General features: G+C 68.7%; 14 protein-coding genes. 4 read left to right on the top strand and 10 right to left on the bottom strand.

Annotated features, from left to right (window positions below; genetic code table 11):
- Positions 1 to 68 precede the first annotated feature (68 nt).
- From glgA to BN423_RS01045, 4 genes are all read left to right on the top strand, one after another.
- Positions 69 to 2414, top strand: a complete 2346-nt coding sequence (glgA, locus tag BN423_RS01060) for a glycogen synthase GlgA (protein ID WP_232385458.1) — start codon at positions 69 to 71, stop codon at positions 2412 to 2414.
- A gap of 127 nt (positions 2415 to 2541) precedes the next feature.
- A complete protein-coding gene (locus BN423_RS01055; RefSeq protein ID WP_019238427.1) occupies positions 2542 to 3780 on the top strand; it encodes a zinc-ribbon domain-containing protein in 1239 nt (412 codons plus the stop codon).
- A 111-nt stretch (positions 3781 to 3891) separates the two neighbouring features.
- The gene (locus BN423_RS01050; RefSeq protein ID WP_019238426.1) at positions 3892 to 7209 is read left to right on the top strand and encodes a 4-alpha-glucanotransferase; all 3318 of its coding nucleotides are present in this window, start codon (positions 3892 to 3894) and stop codon (positions 7207 to 7209) included.
- A 72-nt stretch (positions 7210 to 7281) separates the two neighbouring features.
- The gene (locus BN423_RS01045; protein ID WP_019238425.1) at positions 7282 to 7563 is read left to right on the top strand and encodes an FmdB family zinc ribbon protein; all 282 of its coding nucleotides are present in this window, start codon (positions 7282 to 7284) and stop codon (positions 7561 to 7563) included.
- Between the two features lie 83 nt (positions 7564 to 7646).
- On the opposite strand, the gene BN423_RS01040 is transcribed toward BN423_RS01045, so the two are convergent.
- The 10 genes from BN423_RS01040 to BN423_RS10565 form a co-directional block, all read right to left on the bottom strand.
- Positions 7647 to 9092: an RsmB/NOP family class I SAM-dependent RNA methyltransferase gene (locus BN423_RS01040; RefSeq protein ID WP_019238424.1), complete on the bottom strand. Its 1446-nt coding sequence runs from the start codon at positions 9090 to 9092 to the stop codon at positions 7647 to 7649.
- Positions 9089 to 10012 (bottom strand): methionyl-tRNA formyltransferase, encoded by a 924-nt coding sequence (gene fmt, locus BN423_RS01035; protein ID WP_019238423.1) that lies wholly within the window; start codon positions 10010 to 10012, stop codon positions 9089 to 9091. Before fmt ends, BN423_RS01040 begins: the two co-directional genes overlap by 4 nt.
- Positions 10013 to 10020: 8 nt before the next feature.
- A complete protein-coding gene (gene def, locus BN423_RS01030; RefSeq protein ID WP_019238422.1) occupies positions 10021 to 10557 on the bottom strand; it encodes a peptide deformylase in 537 nt (178 codons plus the stop codon).
- A gap of 132 nt (positions 10558 to 10689) precedes the next feature.
- Positions 10690 to 13176 carry a replication restart helicase PriA gene (gene priA / locus BN423_RS01025; RefSeq protein ID WP_019238421.1) on the bottom strand — a complete coding sequence of 829 codons (2487 nt, stop codon included), beginning with the start codon at positions 13174 to 13176 and terminating at the stop codon, positions 10690 to 10692.
- Positions 13177 to 13305: 129 nt separating this feature from the next.
- The gene (locus tag BN423_RS01020; protein ID WP_019238420.1) at positions 13306 to 13977 is read right to left on the bottom strand and encodes a DUF3800 domain-containing protein; all 672 of its coding nucleotides are present in this window, start codon (positions 13975 to 13977) and stop codon (positions 13306 to 13308) included.
- 233 nt (positions 13978 to 14210) lie between these two features.
- The gene (locus BN423_RS01015; protein WP_019238419.1) at positions 14211 to 14426 is read right to left on the bottom strand and encodes a hypothetical protein; all 216 of its coding nucleotides are present in this window, start codon (positions 14424 to 14426) and stop codon (positions 14211 to 14213) included.
- An 8-nt stretch (positions 14427 to 14434) separates the two neighbouring features.
- On the bottom strand, positions 14435 to 14989 hold the full coding sequence (locus BN423_RS01010; protein ID WP_019238418.1) for a GNAT family N-acetyltransferase: 555 nt from the start codon (positions 14987 to 14989) through the stop codon (positions 14435 to 14437).
- A 12-nt stretch (positions 14990 to 15001) separates the two neighbouring features.
- Complete coding sequence (gene metK / locus BN423_RS01005; RefSeq protein ID WP_019238417.1) at positions 15002 to 16279, bottom strand: methionine adenosyltransferase; 1278 nt, start codon at positions 16277 to 16279, stop codon at positions 15002 to 15004.
- A gap of 147 nt (positions 16280 to 16426) precedes the next feature.
- Positions 16427 to 18985: a YhgE/Pip family protein gene (locus tag BN423_RS01000; RefSeq protein WP_232385457.1), complete on the bottom strand. Its 2559-nt coding sequence runs from the start codon at positions 18983 to 18985 to the stop codon at positions 16427 to 16429.
- Positions 18982 to 19349, bottom strand: a 368-nt coding sequence (locus BN423_RS10565; protein ID WP_020424315.1) for a hypothetical protein, incomplete at its 5' end; no start/stop codon positions are given. The genes BN423_RS01000 and BN423_RS10565, both read right to left, overlap by 4 nt.

Here is a 19349-nt window from a genome sequence, read left to right as displayed (position 1 = left end):
CGGCGGTTTTGGGACGGCGGGTGCCCCACGCCCGACGTCCGGTACTCGAACTGTTTAGGGGGGTTCCCATGACAGGAAAGAAAATGCAGATCGTCATCGCGTCGGCCGAGGCCGCGCCCTTCGTGAAGACGGGCGGCCTGGGCGACGTCGCAGGGTCGCTTCCGCGCGCGCTCGTCGAGGCCGGCGCGGACGTCATCGTGATGGTACCGAAGTACGCGAGCATCCCGGATGAGTACAAGAGCCGCATGACGCACATGTGCGACTTCTACGTGCCTCTGGGCTGGCGCAACGAGTACTGCGGCCTCGAGCGGCTCGACCAGAACGGCGTCACGTACCTCTTCGTCGACAACGAGCACTACTTCAACCGCAGCTACCCGTACGGCTTCTTCGATGACGGCGAGCGCTTCGCCTTCTTCTCGAAGGCCGTCTGCGAGAGCCTGCAGCACCTGCCCGAGGGCTTCCAGTGCGACGTGCTGAACTGCAACGATTGGCACACCGCGCTCGCGCCCGTGTTCCTGCGCGAGTTCTACCAGGGGCTGCCGCTCTACGAGCGCGTGAAGACGGTGTTCTCCATCCACAACATCGCCTTCCAGGGCCAGTATTCCGATGCCATCTTAAACGACATCCTGGGCCTCGCGCATATCCCCAACGCGGCGCGCCAGCTGCGCTGCGACGACCGCTCCATCAACTTCATGCTGGGCGGCCTGCACTACGCCGACGCCATCACCACGGTGAGCCCGACCTATGCAGCCGAGATCCAGACGCCCGAGTACGGCGAGGGCCTCGACGGGGTCCTGCGCGAACGCTCCATCTCGCTCCAGGGCATCCTGAACGGCATCGACACCGATGCGTGGAACCCCGCGACCGACCCCATGATCTGCGCGAACTACAGCGTGGACGACATGTCCGGCAAGGCTGCGTGCAAGCGGGCGCTCCAGGAGGAGCTGGGCCTCGAGGTACGCGACGACCGCCCGCTCATGGTCATGGTCACGCGCCTCACGCGCCAGAAGGGCATGGACCTCGTGACGTACGCGCTCGACCGCATCCTCTCCGGCGGCGTGCAGGTGGCCATCCTCGGCACCGGCGATTACGAGGAGCCCGTGCGCTACTTCGCGAACAAGTACCCCGGCACGTGCGCCGCGCGCATCACGTTCGACAACGCCCTCTCCCACCGCATGTACGCCGGCGCGGACATGTTCCTCATGCCGTCGCTCTTCGAGCCGTGCGGCCTGTCGCAGATGATCGCCATGCGCTACGGCACCCTGCCCGTGGTGCGCGAGACGGGCGGCCTGCGCGACACCGTGCAGCCGTACAACCAGTTCACCGGCGAGGGCACCGGCTTCTCATTCGCCAACTTCAACGGCGAGGAGATGGGCGACGCCGTCTTCCGCGGCGCGCGCCTGTTCTGGGACGACCGCGCCGAGTTCGACAAGCTCGTGCACAACGCCATGACGCGCGATTTCAGCTGGGCGAAGAGCGCGCACGCCTACATCGACCTCTACCGCTGGCTGCGCCCGGACACCGACGCGTACCCGCCGGTCGTGGAGGAGCCGAAGGCCGAGGCCGCACCGGAGTCCGCGGCCGAGACCAAGGTCGAGGAGCCGAAGGCCGAGGCTGCGACCGAGCCCGAGGTGAAGCCCGCCGCGGAAGCGCAGCCGGCACCGAAGGCCAAGGAGGCGCCGGAGGCGGAGCCCGAGGCTGAGGCCAAGCAGGAGGCAGAGGCCATGCCCGAGCCCGAGGCGAAGCCTGCGGCCAAGAAGCCCGCGACGAAGCGCACGACAACGCGGAAGACCGCCGCGACCAAGGCGAGCGCCGCATCGACGAAGAGCGCGACGAAGGCCACGGCCGCAAAGTCGACCACCGCTGCCAAGAAGACGGCGACGAAGGCGACCTCCACCGCGAAGGCCACAGCCGCGAAGTCGAGCACGGCAGCGGCCAAGACCACGACGGCCAAGGCTACGACGAAGACGGCTGCCACCAAGACCACCGCGGCCAAGACCTCCACGGAGCCGGCGGCCGCTGAGAAGCCCACGACCACCCCGAAGGCGACCGAACCCAAGGCGACGACTACCAAGGCAGCGCCCGCGAAGGCTGCCGCTCCCAAGGCGACGGCTGTGAAGACCACGGCCAAGAAGCCTGCGGCCACCGCGAAGGCAACCAAGGCCAAGACGCCGACCGCCAAGGCTGCGCCCGCGAAGGCCGCGGCGCCCAAGGCCCCCGCCGCTGAACCGGCCACCGCGCCCGCCAAGCCCGCCGCCGCTTCGAAGCCCGCGGCCAAGCAGGCCACTGAGCCCGCCCCCGCTGCCGCGAAGCCCGCTGCCGAGAAAGCCGATGCCGCCGCGCCCGCCGCAACCAAGGTCTCGGCCGTGAAGACGAAGGGCACGACCCGCCGGACGACGCGCAAGCGCTCGTAGGCCCCTGTGACATACCCGCCCGCCCGGCGGGGCGTTCGTTACCAAAAGAGCGCGAGCGGCATCCCGCCCCTCGCGCTCTTGCGCTCTGGCTATAATCGAAGGCAGGCGATGGAATAGGAGGCACCCTATGTTCTGCTCGTCCTGTGGTAAGGAACTGCCCGATTCTGCGACGTTCTGCCCGTTCTGCGGCGCCTCGGTGGCACCGCGCGGCGCAACCGACCCCTCCCCCATCAACGCACCCGAACCCGACCCCATCACCTCGGATGAACCGAGCGGGCAGGCGGGTGCGCGCTCGGACGCGGCGACGGGCACGGTTCCGCCGCCCATCGCGCCGGACGCGCCCACGGCGCCCGGCAACGCTCCCCGCCCGGCCGACGACCACCTCGCCATCGCGTCGCTCGTCTGCGGCATCATCGGCCTCTTGTTCAGCCCCTCTATCATCGTGGGCATCGTGCTCTGCATCATCGCCGTCATGCTCGCCCACTCCTATACCCAGGCGGGCGGCGCGAGCGTCATGGCAAAGGTCGGCAAGGTCTGCGGCCTCGTCGGGCTCGTCTGCTCCGTGCTCGCCCTCGTCCTCTTCATGACGATCGGCTGCTCGGCGTTCACGCTCATCGCCAACTCGGCGTCGCAGACGACGACAACCCGCGCCGTTCAGTCGGACGACGTGAGCGACACGACGAGCGACGACACGACCTCCACCGCGTCCGAGCCCGAGGAGATCGAGCTCACCGAGGCGGAGCAGCAGGAGATGACCGATGAGCTCGCCGCCTACCTCGACCCGCTCATGGCACAGGACGAGGCCGCGGTGGACGAGCTCGCCGATTGGTGCAACGACCGCTTCGAGGCGGTCTTCGGCTACACACTCGACGATGCGGGCGTGGACGCGCAGGAGTTCACGCGCTGGATGCTCGAGGGCATGTCGTGGCAGGTGGATGGCATATACGGCTACGACGATGGAACCGCTGCGGTATCCGTGGAATTCACCAACAGCTATCAACTGGATTTCCAAACGGCCTTCGAATACCTCATCGAGGTTTACATCGATCGCGGCGGCGACATCACAGACGAGCAGAAGGTCGGCCGCGTGTTCAAGGCGGCGCAGGAGATGTTCTACAACGGGGATGCGCCGGGCGCGGGCTATATCGATACCACCTGGCAGTCGTTCGCGTTCATCAAGCAGACGGACGGCTCGTACGTCCCCGACGAGGACGATTGGGAGTATCAACGCGAGCAGCTCTTCGACCCGATCCGCACCGAGCTGATGGACAAGGTGCTCTACGACGAGGACTTCCGGGACATAACGCTCGAGATAGAGTACCCGCCTGATAAGTACTTGGGTGACTACCTCGACGGCATCATCTGAACCTGATAAAAAGGTGTCTGACACCATTTTATCAGCCGGGCACGTCGCCTATGCGTCTGCTGTATACTGTTAAAGTTTCACAAGTTCAGCAACGTGATAGGCCAGTACATCATGAACTTCATCCATAACAGCCGCGACCATGCGTACCGCACGCCTTTCGGAGCCGTCGAGGCGGGAAGCGCGGTCGAGCTGAGCGTGCGCGCGGAAGACGTCCCGGAGCACCTGCTCACCATCGACCTGCGCGTCTGGGTCGACGGGCGCGGCGAGACCATCCAGCGGCTCGAGCGCCAGGAGGACGGGCGCTACGCCACGACGCTCCGCTGCCCCGAGCCCGCGCTCATGTGGTACCGCTTCAACATCACCATCGAATCCCCCGACAGCACGCGCCGCCTCTACCTCGGCGCGCCCGAGGGCAAGACGGGCGGTATGGGCCAGACGTACACCCATGCCGAGTGCCCGTCGTTCCAGATCACCGTCTTCAAGCCTCGCAAGGTTCGCCCCACCTGGTACGAGCAGGGTATGGTATATCAGATCTTCCCCGACCGCTACCGCCGCGACCCCGCGTGGCGCGAGCGCTGCGAGCGCGCACTCGCCGAGCACCCCACCAAGGGCGTGCCCCGGCGCATCGTCGAGGACTGGAACAAGCCGCCCATCTACGACCGCAACCCGGACGGCTCCATCGCGAGCTGGGACATGTACGGTGGCTCGCTCAAGGGCATCACGGGCGACCTCGACCGCCTCGCCGACATGGGCATCACCGTCCTCTACCTCAACCCCATTTTCGAGGCGGCGAGCAACCACCGCTACGACACGGCCGACTACCTGAAGATCGACCCCATGCTCGGGGACGAGGACGACTTCCGCGAGCTCTGCCGCGAGGCCGCGGCGCGCGGGATCTCCATCATCCTCGACGGCGTCTTCAACCACACGGGCGACGACTCGGTCTACTTCAACCGCTACGGCACCTATCCCGAGCCGGGCGCCTGGGCGGGCGAGGATTCCCCCTGGCGCGACGCCTACCGCTTCAACGCGGACGGGAGCTACGCCTGCTGGTGGGGCATCGGCAACATGCCCGACCTCAACCTCAAGTCCCCCACCGTGCGCAAGCTCATCGTGGGCGAGCAGGGGGTCATCCGCCACTGGACGCGCGCCGGCGCGCGCGGCTGGCGCCTCGATGTGGCCGACGAGCTCACCGAGCAGATGATCACCGATATCCGCGAGGTGCTGCTCGACGAGAAGCCCGACGGCGTGCTCATCGGTGAGGTGTGGGAGGACGCCTCGAACAAGATCAGCTATGGCATGCCGCGCCACTACCTTTTAGGCTATGAGCTCGACGCCGCCATGAACTACCCGTTCCGCTCCATGGTGCTCGACTTCCTGCTCGATGCGATTCCCGCCGAGGAGGCGGCCGACCGCATCGAGGGCCTCGCCGAGAACTATCCGCCCGAGGCGCTCCGGTGCAGCCTCAACCTGCTCGGCAGCCACGACCGCCCGCGCATCGCCTCGGTGCTCGGCGGCGGCCCGGATGAATCGCAGCTCCCCGAGGAGGAGCGCGGCCGCTGGCGCCTCTCCCCCGAGGCCATGGGGCTCGCGAAGAGCCGCTTCTGGCTCGCGACGCTCATGCAGATGACGTTCCCCGGTGTGCCGTCCATCTACTACGGCGACGAGTTCTGCCTGGAGGGGCTCTCTGACCCCGGCAACCGCCGCACGATGCCGCTCGAGGAGGACATCCACGACCGCGACATGCAGGACATCATCCGGAACGCCGCGGCCATCCGCCGGGCGCTGCCGTTCATGGTGGATGGGAGCATCCGCGCCTGGGCGCCCGAGGGCGGCGAGGGCGATATCCTCGCCTATACCCGCACCGGCGCCGACGGCCAGGCCGCGACCGTGCTCGTGAACCGCAGCCGTTCCGATTGCCGCACGGTGCGCATCCCCGCGCTCGGCCCCTGCGCGGTGGATGTGGTCTCGGGCACGCAGATCGAGGTGGCCGAGGACGGCACCGCCGAGGTGTTCCTCTGGCCGTTCGGCTCGGCCGTGGTCTACTTCCACGAGCCGGAGCGCCTCCAGCTCGCCCTCGAGCCGGGCGCGGGCGTCGTCTGCCACATCACCTCCGTCCCCACCGAGGACGGGACCCCGGGCACGCTCGGCGCGCCCGCGAAGCGCTTCATCGACCACCTCGCCGCCTTGGGCATGCGCTACTGGCAGATCCTGCCCGTGAACCCCGTGGACGCGTTCGGCTCGCCGTACTCCGGCCCTTCCGCCTTCGCGGGGAACATCGCGCTCCTCGATGCGTCCGAGGAGGAGCTGCGCGCCGAATGCGCGGCGTGGGAGGCCGCAGGCGGCGCGGACGAGGAGGGCTTCCAGGCCTTCCGCGCGGCGAACGCGGCGTGGCTCGACCCGTACTGCGCCTTCATGGCCGTGAAGTCGTACATGAGCGATGCGGCGCGAGCCCAGTGGCCCGCCGCCTTCGCTGCCTATGACCCAGCGCTTCTCGAGGACGCGCGCTTCGCCCGCGAGGCCCGCGTGCAGACATACCTCCAGTACCGCTTCGATGCCGCCTGGCGCGAAACGGCCGCCTATGCGCACGAGCACGGCATCGCGATCATCGGCGACGTGCCCATGTACGTCTCGGACGATTCCGCCGACGTCTGGTCGCACCCCGAGCTCTTCAACCTCGATGGGAACGGGCGTCCCGTCGAGGTCGCGGGCGCCCCGGCGGATGGTTTCGCGCCCGACGGCCAGGTTTGGGGCAACCCCACCTACCGCTGGGATCGCATGCGCGCCGATGGTTTCTCGTGGTGGCGCGCGCGGCTCGCACGCGCGTGCAGCCTCTACGACTACGTGCGCCTCGACCACTTCATCGGTTTCCACAACTACTTCAGCATCCCCGCCGGACACCCCGGCTCGGATGGCCGCTGGCTCGCAGGACCGGGCATCGAGCTCTTCCGCGCAGCGCAAGAGGACATGGGGCACCTGCCCTTCATCGCCGAGGACCTGGGCGTGCTCACCCCCGGCGTGCGCTCCCTGATGGCGACCTGCGGCTTCCCCGGCATGGACGTGCTCGAGTTTAGCGACTACGACGTGCGCGAAGGGCTGCATCCCACGCCGGGCAAGGTCTTCTACACCTCGACGCACGACACCGAGACGCTCGTCGGCTTCTGCGCGCGCTCGTTCACCGACGGTGACGAGGCCGCGGCGACCGAGCTCGCCGCGAAGCTCGTGCGCGACGCGCTCGCGAGCGATGCCGGCGTGGTCATGATGCCCCTGCAGGACGTGCTCGGCTTAGGCGAGGACGCCCGCATGAACACGCCCGGCACCATCGAGCACAACTGGAGCTGGCAGGCTCGCGAGGAGGACATCGTCGCCGCCGAGGCGCTCTTCGCCGCGCTTATGCGCGAGACGGGGCGCGCAGGCGTGGTGAATTGACGCACTTCGTCACATCACCGACGCCTTCGGGTACAGTAGCCTGTGGAAAAAGCGATTCACAAGGAGTGAGACATGGCACGTTATGATTACCGCTGCACGTCCTGTGGCAGCGTCTTCGAGGTCGAGCACGGCATGATGGAGCATCCCGAGGTGACGTGCCCCTCGTGCGGTGCGCCGGCGGAGAAGGTCTTCACCGCGAGCGGCATCAAGTTCGCTGGGAGCGGCTTCTACAACACCGATCAGCGCGGCGGCGGCTCCTCGACGAAGGCGACCTCCGGATCGGGCGAAGGCTCGAGCGAGGGCGCGAGCGGCGATTCCGGCCACACCTGCGAGAACTGCCCGCACAAGGAGTAACCCCTCCCTTTGTTTGCGTAATCCGCGAACGCTCCCGATGCAACGATGCCCGCCACCGTTGCATCGGGAGCGTTTTTGTCTCGCTAGCGCATGCGCACGAGGCGGGCGCAGAAGTGACCGTCGAACGCGTCCTCCGTGGGCACCGTCTGGAAGAGGCCGCGCGCGGTCTCGTTGCCGCGCACATAGGCCGCGAGCTCTGCGAACTCCCCGCGCCGGAACACCGGGGCGCCCGAGACCGGCTCGAGCAAGAAATCCCGCCCCGCTGGGCTGTTAAGGAACGCGTCCACGACATCCGCGTTCTCCTGGTGGAGCACGGAGCAGGTGGCGTAGATGAGCTGCCCGCCCGCGCGCACGCGCCGCGCAGCTTGGCTCAGGAGCTCGAGCTGCAGGCGCGGAAGGTCCTCGTCGATGTCGATCGGGTCGAGCCGCCAGGGAATCTCGGGGTGCCGGCGCATCGTCCCCGTTCCTGAGCACGGCGCGTCCACGAGCACGCAGTCGAAGCGCAAGCATTCCCCCGCCTCCGAGTCGAGGGCGGCAAGCGCACCGTCGAGGTCGCAGCCATCGCCCGTCACGAACCGGATGCCCTCCGCGAGCCCCGCACGCTCCATGCGGCGGCGGTTCAGGCGCGAGCGCTTCTTCGATACCTCGAGCGCGACGGCTGTGCGCTCGATGCCGCAGCGCGATGCTGTGGCGGCCATGACGAAGGTCTTCGTCCCGCGGCCCGCACCCACCTCGAGCGTAGCGCCCGGCACGATGGCTGCACAGGCGACGACCTGCGCGTTCAGGTCGCATACGACCGCTCCGTCACGTCGCAGCACGCCGCTCGCGACGAGCTGCGCAGCATCGAGCGGAGCGACGCAACCGGGAAACGCCGGGCACGCGGCCGCATCGCCGGATGCGCGGCAGGCCGCGACCGCTTCCTCCGCGGTAGCATCGAGCGGATTCACACAGGCGGCCACGAGCGCGGGCTCGAGCCCCGCTTCCACGAGCGCCCGCGTGCGCGCAGCCCCCAGCGACGCCTCGAACTCGGCGACGAGCCACTCCGGCAGGCCGCCCTGTCGGGAGAGTGCAGCCGTGGCGCGGCCGTCCGACTCCCGGATATCCCGAGCGTCCAGGTAGCGCGCGCGATCCTCGCAGGCGCGGCGCAGCACGGCGTTCGCGAAGCCCGCAGCGCTTTTCGCCCGCGTGCGCACGAGCTCCACGCCCTGGCTCACCACCACGCGCGGCTCCGTCCCCAGATAGAGCAGCTCGAACGCGGAGATGCGCAGGGCGTTCCGGATGCGCGCGTTCATGCGTCCGGGCTTGTCGCAGTAGGTGTCGATGAGCTCGTCCAGGCAGCCATACGTCGCCACCACGCCGAGCACGAGCCGCGTGGCGAGACCGGCGTCCCGTCGGTCGAGCGCGCGCACGGCAGGGGACGCATCGAGCGCATCGCGGGCGTACGCGCCGCTCTCCTCGAGTTCGATGAGCAGGTCGAGCGCCGCGCGCCGCGCAGGCGAGAGCTCGGTCATGGGCGCGGACGGCATCATGCGAGCCGCTCCCACGCGCCCGTGCGCTCGCGCAGGCCGGCCGCCCACGCGGAGGCGTCCATGGCGCGCTTGCCATCGGGCTTGACCTCGAGGAGCTCGAGCGCGCCGTCCGCGCACCCGAGGAAGATGCGCTTGCCATGAATCTCGAAGGCGGAAGGCGCCACGCGCGCGGCATCGGAGGCGACCCGGGTGGCCAGCACGCGCGCGGGCTTTCCGGCGACGGCGCAGCGGGCGGGCGCGGCGTCGGATGCAGCTTGCACGCGCAGGGCGTTCTCATGAGCGGTCGCCGCGGGATCGAGCAGCATCTCCGCCTTCGACACCTTCGCCGCATGCGTAACGAGCGACTCATCCTGGACCGTCCACACGGCGGTGCCATCCACCACGGAGGGCAGGACGCGGGCGAGCAGCGCGCCACCCAGCTCGCCGAGCTCGCGCGTGAGCTCGTCGGCGGTCTTCTCCCCGATGGCGCAGGATGCCTGGGCGCAGTAGTCGCCCGTGTCGACCCCGTGGCCGATCCGCATGATCGAGACGCCCGTCTCCGCGTCTCCCGCGAGGATGCAGCGCTGGATGGGCGCCGCGCCGCGCCAACGCGGCAGAAGCGAGGCGTGCACGTTCACGCAACCGGCGGGCGCCATGGTGAGCACCTCGTCGGGCAGGATGCAGCCGTAGGCGGCCACGCAGAAGACGTCCGCCTGGGCGCCGCGCAGCGTGTCGAGCGCCTCGGGCGTCATTCGCGCCGTCTCGAGCACGGGGAGCCCCAGCTCGAGCGCCGCGGCCTTCACCGGAGAGGGCTCGAGCTTCTTGCCGCGCGAGCGCACGGCGTCGGGGCGCGTCACAACGAGCGCCACGTCATATGCGGCGGCGAGCGCCTGGAGCGACGGCACGGCGAACTCCGGCGTGCCCATGAACACGACCCGCATGCTGCCTCCTAATTCGTATCGCCCGGCTGCGCGCCGCGCGAGCGCGCCTCCTGGTAATCATGCATGGCGCACATCCGCTGCGCCGGCGCGAGCCGCTCGAACATCGTGATGCCGTGCAGGTGGTCGATCTCGTGCTGCAGGCACACGCAGAACAGGTCGCCCTCGGCCTCGTAGCGCATGAGGTTCGCGTCGAGGTCGTACGCCTCCACGACCACCCGGTCGGGCCGCTCGATCTCGCAGCTGATGCCCGGGATGGAGAGGCAGCCCTCGGAAAACGGCACGAGCGTATCCGACTGCTCGACGATAACCGGGTTCACGAGCACGATGGGGTCGTAGGTCGCACGCGAATCGTATTCGGTGTCGATGATGACGAGCTGGATGAGCTCGCCCACCTGCGGGGCGGCGAGGCCGCAACCGCCGTTCTCGAACATCTCCTCCTTCATGCGCTCGGCGAGCGCGATGACCTCGGGCGTGATCGCCTGAACGGGCGCGCACTCCTGGCGCAAGCGGGGGTCGGGCGACACCACGATGCCGTTGATCTCCATATACCTATCCTTCCGCGGAATAGTTCTGCTGAACGCTCCTATTGTATCCGCTCCGGGCCTGTCCGAGACCCCCTGGGCGGAATCGGTACAATCACCCCGGACGCCGCGCGGGCGCCGCGACGGGGCGATCGGTTACATGAGGTCGTACGGGTCGATGTCCACGACGATGCTCAAGCCCCGCCGCTCCCCTACCTCGGCGAGCGCAGCGGCGATGGCATCCGATATGGGGTAGGCCGTGGGGCATTTGACGAGCAGGTGGAAGCGGTAGCGGTCCTTGGCGCGCTCGATGACGCAGGGCGCAGGGCCGAGCACGACCGGACGGGTGAGCACCGCGAGCTGCGCCACCGCGGGTTCGGGCGCCATCCCGTCCGCTTCACGCGCGAAAGCGCCCTCGAGCGCCGCCGCGATCGCGCGCGCATGCCGCTCCACCTCCGCGCGCTCCTTGCCGCTCACCACCACATGCGCGAGCCGCACGTACGGCGGGTAGAGGGCATCCGAGCGCACCCGGCGGTCGTGGTCGGTGAAAATCGAGCGGTCGTGGGCGGCGACGGCGCGGATGACGGGGTCGCCCGGCAGGTACGTCTGGATGATGACCTGTCCCGGCCGCTCCCCGCGGCCCGCCCTGCCCGCGACCTGCTCAAGCAGGTCGTAGGCGCGCTCGCCGGCACGGAAGTCGGGCATCTTGAGGGCGTAATCGGCGTTCACGACGCCCACGAGCGTGACCTCGGGGAAGTCGAGCCCTTTGGCGATCATCTGCGTGCCGAGCAGCACGGCGCACTCCGCGGCGTCGAACTGCTCGAGGAGCCGCGCGTGCCCGTCCTTGCCGCGCGTCGAGTCCGCGTCCATGCGGATCACCGCGACGTCCTTCGGCAAGAGGTCGATGAGGGCATCCTCGACCTGCTGGGTGCCCACGCCCATCTTCGCAAGGTACGGGCTGCCACATTGCGGGCAGCGCGACGCGGGCGAGGGGTAGGCCTGCACGCGGTAGACCGTTCCGCAGGTATGGCATTCGAGCGTGTGCGTGCGCTCGTGGTACGTGAGCGCCGTGGAGCAATGCTCGCACGTGGGGACGCAGCCGCACTCGCGGCACATGAGGAAGGGCGCGAAGCCGCGGCGGTTGTGGAGCAGCACGGCCTTCTCGCGGCGCTCAACCACGCCCATGAGCGCATCGTAGAGCGGCTTGGAGAACATCGAGCGGCTCCCGCGCGCGAACTCGCGCCGCAGATCCGCGACGACGATTCTCGGCAGCACGGCGCCGCCGGGGCGCTCGCGCATCTCGACGCGCTCCCAGGGCATATCTCGGAACGACCCGCGCCGGCAGCGGGCGAGCGCCTCGGCGGACGGCGTGGCGGAGCCCAGCACGAGCGGGCAGCCGTGGCGCCGCGCCATCTCCGCGGCGACCTCGCGGGCATGGTAGCGCGGGGTGGAACCCTGCTTGTAGCTCTGCTCGTGCTCCTCGTCGATGATGATGATGCCGAGGTCGCGATACGGGCAGAAGAGCGCCGAGCGCGCGCCCACCACCACGCGGGCAGCCCCTGCGCGCACCATGTCCCACTGGTCGAGGCGCTCGCCCGCGGAGAGGCGGGAGTGGAACACAGCCACGGCGTCGCCGAAGCGCGAGCGGAAGCGGCCGACCGTCTGCGCGGTGAGCGAGATCTCAGGCACGAGGACGCATGCGGAGCGGCCGGAGGCGAGCACGCGCTCGATGGCGGAGAGGTAGACCTCCGTCTTGCCGGAGCCGGTGACGCCGTCGATGAGCACGACGGCGCCCTCCCGCGCCGCGCGGGCGCACTCGATGGCGGCGAGGGCGGACCGCTGGCCGTCGGTGAGGCGCTCGGGGACGGCGGCGCGCGCCGACGAGAGCCGGGGTTCATCCCCCGCGATGCCCCGCCAGGCGCGCCGCTCCTCGACCTGCACGACGCCGCGCTTCTCGAGCGCGCGGATGGCGGGCGACATATCGGTGTAGAGGGCGTTGAGCTCGCGCGTGGTGACTGGCCCCGCGCTGAGCGCCTGCATGAGCTGGCGTTGGCGCGTGGCGCGGGCGGGAGGCTCGTACGAGGCGCCCTCGGGCGTGAGCGAGACCCAGCGCGCGGTGACCGCGTGCGCCGCGGGGCGCTCGAGCTCGTAGGATCCGTCATCGTGCCGGCGCAGGCGCGGGCTGCCGCCGGGCGGCAGGAAGAGGCGCAGGCACTCGGCGGGCGCCGCCACGTACTCGCGCGCCATCCAGAGCGCGACCTGCGCGGACACGGGGCTGAAAAGCGGCTCGGTGAGGACGTCGCGCAGGGGCTTCACACGCGCGGGGTCGAGACCGGCGGCACCGGGCAGCTCGCTGAGCGCGGGGGCGAACGCGAGGATGTACCCGAGCGCGGGGCGGTTGCCGAACCGCACGAGGACGGCGCAGCCCACCTGCGCGCGCTCTGCGAGCGCGGCGGGGACGGCGTAGGCGAACGGCTCTGCGAGCGAGCGCGTAGGGATGTCGACGAGGACGGAGGCGAAGCACGCGGGCGCGTCTGCTGCGCCGAGCGCAGGGGCGGCCGCATCGGGCTCGCTGCACTCCGCGGGCGCCTTGCGCGACGTATCGTCCCACGGCAGATCGTCGAACAGGCTCGCTTGCCTCATCGCTCCCCTCCTCTCGCTCGCATGCTCGTTCATAGCAGGGTAATGATACCGCGCCGCCCGGACGTTACCGAGGCCGTGCAATATGCCCACAGGCACGCTGCGATCCACCGAGTCCACCAGACCCGGATGTTAGAGCAGCTTCCTGCGGATCTTCTTGAGGTAGTTCTTCGTGAAGCTGCGCCTATCCCCGAAGAACCGGCGGTCGGTCGCTCCGTCCGCATGCCGCTCGTAGCGCAGCGCAGCGAGCTCGATGCCGCAAACATAGTCCGCCACCTGCGCCATGTAGTAGTCCTTCGGCACGGCGTTGCGGTAGATGGCGGCGTTGCTCGCCAAACATGTATGAATCGCCTGATGAACGGCATGTTTCACGGTTTGCTGCCCGTTGTCATAGTAAATCTTGATACGGTCATATCCCAGAAAGAACTCGATGCGATCCCTGATGAACGACGTGAGCTCTCGTTCGATGCGCTCCGCAAGCATGTACTCACTGGAAAACTCCCGCTTTCTATATCTCAAAACCATGTAACGAAAGGGTGTTTTCTCAACGAAGATCTGAAAGCGCATCAGATAGCTCTTCCGCGTGTCCAAATCGACCTGCCCATATTGCTCGTGACCGCGGATAACCGGAGTAAAGTGAAACGTCCGCTCGACAAGGCCGGCGTCTGAAAGTGCTTGGCGATATCGGGCAATGCTTGCAGCGATGCCAATCGACTGATCGTGAAACACAAACGCGACCAAGTAGAAATCGGAGCACGGTCCGACATCGCCCGACTCATCGATGAAAATCGAAAGCTCCTTCATAAGGGCATCCCTCTTCTAATAAAAAAGCCGAGGGACACCCCCCGGCGAAGAGACAGCCCTCCTTGTGTGGAGCGCTGTTTTATTTATACCACACGCCGGTTCGTCCATTCAATCATAGCAAAATACGAACACATGTTCTTCATGTTAAGAGCGAACATGCGTTCTACATAAAAGAGGGGCCGTGCAAACCGCACAGCCCCTCGCTCGTTTCGCCCGCATGATCTAGAGCAGGTTCATTGCATCTCGACGTTTTTAAAGCTCATGCTCGAGTAGCAGCGCCCTTCATGCGATTCAAACAGTCTCAGATCGTTGCGCAGGTCATGAAGCAGCTCGTCAACAGGTCGTACGCGGCCATTCGCCACATCGGATTCTGCCTCGTCAAGAGCTTTCAACATGCTCTGCTCATAACGACGTCCCAAATCATGAGACAGCGCATCGACGTGATCCATAGCGCCCCCTACCCGCGCAGGTCGAGCTCCATGAGGTGCGCGGCGTGCACCACGCCGTCCTCGTAGCACAGGGTGAACACGCCGCAATCCTCGTAGCCGTGCCGCGCGTAGAGGCGCACGGCGGGCTCGTTGTTGTCAAACACATCGAGGCGGAGCGTCGCGAACCCGCGCTCGCGCGCCTCGGCATCCGCGGCATCGAGCAGGACGGGCGCGATGCCCTCCCCGCGATGCTCCGGGTCGACCACGAAGAGGTGAAGGACGCCCACCTGCGGCTGCGGGACGGCGATGCGCCAGGACGCGACCGCATACGTAGGGTCGTCGGCGTTATCGACGACGCAGGCGCCGACGACGCTCCCCGCGCGCTCGGCGATGAGAAGCTCGCCCGCCGCGATGCGCTCGGCGAGCCCGTCGCGCGTGGGATAGGTGCCCCACACCCACTCGATGTCGAACGCCGTGCCCGCCATGGCGCGGCACGCCGCCTCGTACAGCGCGCAGACGGCATCGAGGTCATCCGCCGTAGCCCGACGTGATACCAACGTGTCCGAAACCATGTTATCTGCCATCGCCGGCCTCACCTACAGCCCGCACGCAGCGCGGAGCTCGTCCACGCGGTCGGTGCGCTCCCAGGTGAAATCCGGGTCGTTCCGCCCGAAATGCCCGTAGGCGGCCGTCTTCTCGTAGATGGGGCGGCGCAGGTCGAGGTCGCGGATGATCGCGCCCGGGCGCAGGTCGAACGCCTCGTTCACCGCGCGCTCGATGACCTCGATGGGCACCTGCTCCGTACCGAAGGTCTCAACAAGGATGGAAAGCGGGTGCGCGACGCCGATGGCATAAGCGAGCTGCACCTCGCAACGCTTCGCGAGCCCTGCCGCCACGACGTTCTTCGCCACCCAGCGCACGGCGTACGCACCCGAGCGGTCGACCTTCGTGCAATCCTTGCCGCTGAAGGCGCCGCCGCCGTGGCGTCCGGAGCCGCCGTAGGTATCGGCGATGATCTTGCGACCGGTGAGGCCGGTGTCACCCATGGGGCCGCCCACCACGAAGCGGCCGGTGGGGTTCACGTAGACCTGCGCGTCCTTCCACGGGATTCCCGCCGCGTCCATGACGGGCGCGATCACGTGCTCGAGCATATCGGCCTTGATGATGCCCATATCCTCGATCTCGGGCGCGTGCTGGGTGGAGATGACGATGGTCTCGACCGCGACCGGGCGGTCGTCCTCATAGCGCACGGTGACCTGCGTCTTGCCGTCCGGGCGCAGGTAGGGTAGCGTGCTCGCATGGCGCACGGCAGCGAGGCGCTCGGCGAGCCGGCTCGCCAGGTAGTGCGGCATGGGCATGAGCACCTCGGTCTCGTCGGTAGCGTAACCGAACATCATGCCCTGGTCGCCCGCGCCGATGAGGTCGAGCGGGTCCGTGGTCGTCCCCGCCTGGACATCGTAGCTCTCGTCGACGCCCTGGGCGATGTCGGGGCTCTGGCCGTGAATCATGTTGATGACGCCGCACGTGGTACCGTCGAAGCCGTACTTCGCGCGGTCGTAGCCGATGCGTGTGATGACGCCACGGGCGATCTCCTGGATGTCCACGTAAGCTTGGGTGCGGATCTCGCCCGAGATGACGACCATGCCCGTGGTGAGCATGGTCTCCACGGCGCAGCGGACGTGCTCGAGCTTGGCGGGAACGCCTTCGGTATCGACGTACCCTTGCGCCTCGAGGCGCGCCTCCTTGGTGAGGATCGCGTCGAGCACGGCGTCGGAGATCTGGTCGGCGATCTTATCGGGATGCCCCTCCGTCACCGATTCCGAGGTGAAGAGGTAGCTGCGGGGATGCGTGGTGGAACGAACGTCATTCGGCATAAAAGCCCCTTTCTGTAGACCCCGGCGGCCGTTACCATTCCGCGGGGCGCTTCGGGCGCGGTGCGCCCGGCGATCGTAGCGAGGAGATTGTACCGCGCAGGGCGGACAGAAACGGGATATCAGGCGAAAAGCACAGCTCTCCCGTCGTTACGCGAAGGCGCGCTCGGGACGCACGGCGCGCCACCGGGCGACCGCCGCGAGCGAGACCGCAACACCCACCGCGAGCGCGATCGCGAGCACGGCGCACGCGGCGCCCAGCCCCGTCACCGAGCCCGCGATAGCGCCGCGCAGCGCCTCGGCGAGGACGGGCACGGGCAGCACCGCGCCCAGGGCGGAGAAGACGCCCCCGGTGAAAGCCGCGGGCAGGAGGATCGTCCCCGCCGAGAGCAGCTGGATTGCCAGGATGCCGAGGGAGACCGGTGCCGTGAAGCGCCCGCACAGGAGCCTGAGCGCGCAGGCGATCGAGCCGAACGCGAGCGACCCGAGGACGATGAGCGCGGCGAACGCGGGCGCGTCGGTGGGCGCGCCCGTGACCAGGACGAGCACAACAGCCGCGACGAGCCCCTGCACGAGGCAGAACGCCGCCGTGAGCGCGATGCTCGAGAGCGCGCTCGGCACGGCGCGCCCCGCGAGGACGGCACGGCGGTCGGGGCCTGGGAGCACGTAGGACGCCGCGAGCGCGCCGAGCCACAACACGACGGCAAGCGCGGCGGGAACGAGGGACGCGGCGCCCTCCACGCGGTCGATGCTCGTCGTGGTGAGCGACACGGGCGCGGCGGCGACCTCGGCGCGCTCATCGCGCGAACTCGCGAGCTCGCCGAGCTCGTCGCCCGCGACGGAGAGCGTGTCGTTGATGGTCTGCTGACCCTCGCGCAGCTGGCCGACGCCGCTCGCGAGCTGGCTTTGCACGCTCGCGAGCGCGGAAAGCCCGTCACCCAATCCGGAAACGCCGGTTCCCACCGTGCCGAGCGCCTGGCCGAGGGCGAGGTTGCCCTGGCCGAGCTGGTCAACGGCGGAGGAGAAGCCCGAGAACGCCTGCGGCGTCGCTGACACGCTCGCCGCGAGGGCGGATACGCCCTGGCCGAGGGCACTCGTCGGGGCGAGCTGGCCGACCAGGCTCGTCAAGCTCACCGGATCCTGCCCCGGCTCGAGGGCGACGCCTTTGTCAGTAAGCAAGCTCGCAGTGCCGAGTGCGATCTGCAGGCGCGTAACGGAGCCGGCTGTACCCTGCAGCGAGCTGGCGACTGCTCCTGCGGATGCGGACGCGCGAGACGCCGCATCTTGGATGGTGCCCGCCGCCTCCTCGAACGTCCCGACGGACGCATCGACGCGCTCGAGGTCCTGCGACGCATCCGAAGCCGCCTGAGTGGCATCGGCCGCCTGCTGCTTCACCGTGCTCGCCTGGTCATCGATTCCCTCGGACAGCGCCTCGTATCGCTGCGTATCCGCGGTGAACTCATCCACGAGCTGCTGTTGCGCATCGGTGCGCTGAGACTCCTCGGTCTGCAGCGCTTCAGCGAGATCGATGATCTTATCCTCGATCTGCTCCTCATTCTCCCCAGCGAGCCAGCTGCCGGCGATCTCGTTGAGCTCGCTCACGTCACCGACGAGCCCGCCCGTGCCGTCTGAACCGGCAACGGCTTCCTGCAGGTTGGATGCCTGCTGTCCCACCGCTTCAACACCTGCGCGCGCCGAATCGACGCCATCGCGCACCCCTTGCGCGGACGTGGAGAGCACCTCCTCGCCCGCCACCATATCGGCAGCGGCGCCCGAAAGCGCCGGAACCTGCTCGGCCAGCGTGCCCTGAAGCTCGCCGAGCGACCCCAGCGCCGCCACAGCCTCATCAAGCGACTCGGAGACCTCCCCCGTCAGCAGTGAAAGCCCTTGATATACGCCGTTCAGCCCCGCGGAAACCCCATTCGCCATGGGCGCGAGCTGCCCGTAGGTCGCGGCGACGCCGTCCATGGCGTCCGAGACCGCCACGGCGCCCGTGCCGGCGGCGCTCACGCCGCTCGCGATGGCGTCGACGCCCGAGGCGAGGGCTTCGGTGCCAGCGGCCGTCTGCTCGAGCCCCTCGGCGATCGCGCCCGTCCCCTGCTCGAGGGCATCGTAGGCGGCATCGAGCATGACCGCGCCGTCGGCGGTGAGCGTGAGGCTCGACGCCTGCCCGTTCACGTCGTTGAGCACGCGCAGGAGATACGATTCGCCCAGATCCGCGCGCAGGCGCGTCTGCACCTGCTTGAGCGCGGCGGACCCGGCTTGCGTGGCGAGCACGTTCTCAGATCCGGTCGAGATGATCTCGAGCTGGGCGCGGGACGGGTCGGCGCCATCCAGGCTCGCGACCTTCTCGGAATAGTCCTCGGGGATCTCGAGCACGAGCGCGTACGTCCCGTCCGAGAGCCCATCGAGCGCCGTCTCCTCATCGACGGCATCCCATGCGAGCTCGGCGGAATCCGAAAGCGAGTCCACGAGCTCCGCGCCGGAATTCACCGTGGAGCCGCCCGAGCCCGCGACGCCTTCGTCGAGGTTCACGACGGCGACGGGTATGCGCGCCTGCGCATCGAGCGCGGGGGCAAGCGCCGTGACGAGCACGAGCGCGAGCACCGCGGGCAGCGCGAAGGCGGCGATGAGCATCGCCGGGGCACGGCGGCCTCCGCGCAGACGCGCGCGCAGGGCACTCACAAGATCTGAACACAGGCGCATCATGCCACCATCCCATCCGGGGTATCGGTCGTGCCGGCCGCCCCATCGGCCTGCCCCGCGGGCTCGGTCGCGCCGCCCGCGGCGAGCTCCTCGGCGGCGTCGAAGTCCAACGCGCAGGCGGCATCGGCTGCGCGGGCGCATGAGGCCTCGCCCGTCGCGACGATCACCGCGACGCCGTGCTCCGCTGCATAGCGGCGCAGGTCAGCCATGAGGGCGCGGGAGGATTCCGCCGAGAGGCCGTTCACGAACGGATCGGTCAGGTCGATGAGGGCGAGACGCACCCCCGCGGCGAGCGCGAGCGCGGCCGAGAGACGGGCACGCGGCTCCGGCCCCAGGCGGCGCACGGGGTCGCCCGCATGCGTCGCCG

Origin of the sequence: Enorma timonensis (genome assembly GCF_000321165.1) — a bacterium.
Lineage (GTDB): Bacteria > Actinomycetota > Coriobacteriia > Coriobacteriales > Coriobacteriaceae > Enorma.
The sequence above is the reverse complement of the archived record's forward strand: the minus strand, read 5'-3'. Positions and strand labels throughout refer to the sequence as shown.

Excerpts from the sequence above, each read along its gene's own strand:
- glgA (WP_232385458.1), top strand. The coding sequence starts at position 69 with ATGACAGGAAAGAAAATGCAGATCGTCATCGCGTCGGCCGAGGCCGCG.
- fmt (WP_019238423.1), bottom strand. The coding sequence starts at position 10,012 with ATGCGGGTCGTGTTCATGGGCACGCCGGAGTTCGCCGTGCCGTCGCTC.
- BN423_RS01000 (WP_232385457.1), bottom strand. The coding sequence starts at position 18,985 with ATGATGCGCCTGTGTTCAGATCTTGTGAGTGCCCTGCGCGCGCGTCTG.
- def (WP_019238422.1), bottom strand. The coding sequence starts at position 10,557 with ATGGAGATCAACGGCATCGTGGTGTCGCCCGACCCCCGCTTGCGCCAG.
- BN423_RS01050 (WP_019238426.1), top strand. The coding sequence starts at position 3,892 with ATGAACTTCATCCATAACAGCCGCGACCATGCGTACCGCACGCCTTTC.
- BN423_RS01015 (WP_019238419.1), bottom strand. The coding sequence starts at position 14,426 with ATGGATCACGTCGATGCGCTGTCTCATGATTTGGGACGTCGTTATGAG.
- BN423_RS01055 (WP_019238427.1), top strand. The coding sequence starts at position 2,542 with ATGTTCTGCTCGTCCTGTGGTAAGGAACTGCCCGATTCTGCGACGTTC.
- priA (WP_019238421.1), bottom strand. The coding sequence starts at position 13,176 with ATGAGGCAAGCGAGCCTGTTCGACGATCTGCCGTGGGACGATACGTCG.
- metK (WP_019238417.1), bottom strand. The coding sequence starts at position 16,279 with ATGCCGAATGACGTTCGTTCCACCACGCATCCCCGCAGCTACCTCTTC.
- BN423_RS01020 (WP_019238420.1), bottom strand. The coding sequence starts at position 13,977 with ATGAAGGAGCTTTCGATTTTCATCGATGAGTCGGGCGATGTCGGACCG.
- BN423_RS01010 (WP_019238418.1), bottom strand. The coding sequence starts at position 14,989 with ATGGCAGATAACATGGTTTCGGACACGTTGGTATCACGTCGGGCTACG.
- BN423_RS01045 (WP_019238425.1), top strand. The coding sequence starts at position 7,282 with ATGGCACGTTATGATTACCGCTGCACGTCCTGTGGCAGCGTCTTCGAG.
- BN423_RS01040 (WP_019238424.1), bottom strand. The coding sequence starts at position 9,092 with ATGATGCCGTCCGCGCCCATGACCGAGCTCTCGCCTGCGCGGCGCGCG.